The following is a 1,582-nucleotide window of genomic DNA, read 5'->3' as shown; positions in this document are numbered from 1 at the left end:
GGGGATGCCGCCGAAGCCGGGCAGCGCAGCCAGGCAACCCCAGTGAGTCACAGAACGGACGCCCTGTCAATTCAGGCCAGCGTCCCGGTGCGTTATTAAAACAGGTTTTGCCGGTTTTCCAGGGGGTGCAGGCACAAAAAGAGCCTCCAGCCCAACCCCGCCGTGCGCAAGCAGCTATATTTTTCATAGCAGGGCGGAGGACGGCGAAAAACACTGAGGCGGTACAGGTTGATAAACGGCCTTTGCCACCCAGGCCACGAATCGGTATGCTCGATTTTTTTGCAGGAGCACGCCATGCCGCGCAAGACCGCCCAGGATTTTGACCAGGAACTGCTGATTCTGTTTGACGCCTATGTCCACGGCACCATTGACAGGCGCGGTTTCCTGGAACGCGCCCAGAAATTTGCCACGGCCGGGCTGACCGCAACGGCCCTGCTGGCTGCCCTCAGCCCTGATTTTGCTGCGGGGCAGCAAATTGCCCGTGATGACAAGCGCATCAAGACAGACATGGTCAGCTATCCATCGTCTGCAGGTTCGGGCACGGTAAAAGGATATCTGGCCAGGCCCGCCAATGCGGCAGGCAAACTGCCCGGCGTGCTCGTCATTCACGAGAATCGCGGCCTCAACCCGCATATCGAAGACATTACCCGCCGGCTGGCGCTGGACAACTTYSTCGCCTTYGCACCCGACGCSCTCACCCCCCTGGGCGGCTATCCGGGCGACGAAGACAAAGCGCGCGAACTGTTCGCCAAACTGGACCAGCGWAAGTGCGTCGAGGACTTCGTGGCTGCCACCACTTACCTCAAGGGCCGTGACGACTGCACCGGGAAACTGGGCGTGGTCGGGTTCTGCTACGGCGGCGGGATGTCGCACATATTGACCACGCGCCTGCCCGAACTCAACGCGGCCGTTCCTTTCTATGGAAACCTGCCGGCAGCAGAAGACGCCGCCAAGGTCAAAACGCCGCTGCTGATCCATTTCGCTGCAGTGGATGAGCGCATCAACGCCGCGTGGCCCGCCTACGAGGCAGCGCTCAAGGCGGCAGGCGCCACCTACACCGCCTACCAGTACCCGGGCACACAACACGGCTTCAACAACGACACCACCCCTCGCTACGACCCCGCGGCGGCCAAACTGGCGTGGGAGCGCACCCTGGCGTTTTTCAACAGGCAGCTGCGCACAGGCTAGGTTCCGGGCATGGCGCCCCCGAKACGGCGTATTGACGGAAGCAGCCGCGTGAGCCGAGCCGCCACGGCACGGGTTTTGCTGGGGTTAACATTGCGTACTTTTTCGCTTGTCCGCCCGTTATGGGGAGGCACAGCGGTTTTTCATTTTTTTCCCGGACTTCCACCATGAAACTCCTCCAAAAAATCGCGGCCACGGCCGGCCTGCTGGCACTGGCCATGGGTATGGCCCAGGCCCAAACCAGGGAACTGGTCGTCGGCTCCAGCGCCACCTACCGCCCGTTCGCCTATGAAAGCCCGACCAAGGAAATCGTCGGCTACGACGTGGACATGATCAAGGCCATCGCCCAGAAGGCCGGCCTGCAGATCAAGATCGTCAACACCCCATGGACAGGCAT

General features: G+C 61.5%; 2 protein-coding genes. Both read left to right on the top strand.

Features of this window, described 5'->3' with window-relative positions:
• Positions 1–294 precede the first annotated feature (294 nt).
• Positions 295–1,188, top strand: a complete 894-nt coding sequence (locus AC1D0Z_RS21345; protein WP_477660159.1) for a dienelactone hydrolase family protein — start codon at positions 295–297, stop codon at positions 1,186–1,188.
• Positions 1,189–1,352: 164 nt separating this feature from the next.
• A partial coding sequence (locus tag AC1D0Z_RS21340; protein ID WP_477660158.1) for a transporter substrate-binding domain-containing protein occupies positions 1,353–1,582 on the top strand: 230 nt, incomplete at its 3' end.

This window comes from Polaromonas sp. P1_E3, assembly GCF_056405935.1.
Note: the sequence above shows the minus strand (reverse complement) of the source record. Positions and strands in the feature narration are given on the sequence as shown.